Here is a 630-nt window from a genome sequence, read left to right on the forward strand (position 1 = left end):
CGTGTTCGACGAGCCGAAGATTTCGGTGCGCACACTTGGCCTTAACATCGCGGGGCGTGTTAGGAGCGACGGCTCGCCTGCCGAAGGGAATGACCTTGCGCATCGACGGTCTTATGAATGACGCATGGCCGTATTGATTGGCGAAGTCTCGACGGCTGCAATGGCTTTGGGCGCGAACAGGACGCTGGAGATGGCTGGGTCGCGGCGATAGTGTGGTTCAACGACATCGAGGAATTCGCGAAAAGACGCGGTATCACCGGCGGCGACCCCCTGGTTCCGATTTGCGAAGCGAAGGTCGGTTGGCGCGAACGCGTGCTGCTCTAGCCATTTAACGTGATCAACGTTGGGCAACCACCACCGGTTCCAGCGTATGGTGAAAGCGAGCCAGCCCTTGCCTGACCGCTCCAGTTCGTCCCAAGTTGCATGGAAGTCGAGTATTGCACCGAGGGAACTGAAGAACACCGCGCGCAGGGACGTTTCATCCGCAGCGGCAACGACGATCTGCTTGCGTCGTTCGTCGACGGCGTCGATGGTGCTCGCCATCGCGAGCGCCGGGTAATTCACTTGCCAGTCGGCGTTACGCGCGACTGCACGATTCAGAAAGAACGAGTTCGAGGCCATATCATTTGC

The 630-nt window shown here is 59.2% G+C and carries 1 protein-coding gene; it reads right to left on the reverse strand.

What is annotated here, in order from left to right; translation table 11 throughout:
* Positions 1 to 111: 111 nt before the first annotated feature.
* The coding region (locus NCT32_RS37025) for a hypothetical protein (RefSeq protein ID WP_250491566.1) at positions 112 to 630 on the reverse strand (519 nt) is incomplete at its 5' end.

Source organism: Caballeronia sp. INML2, from assembly GCF_023631365.1.
In the GTDB taxonomy this organism is placed as follows: domain Bacteria; phylum Pseudomonadota; class Gammaproteobacteria; order Burkholderiales; family Burkholderiaceae; genus Caballeronia; species Caballeronia turbans.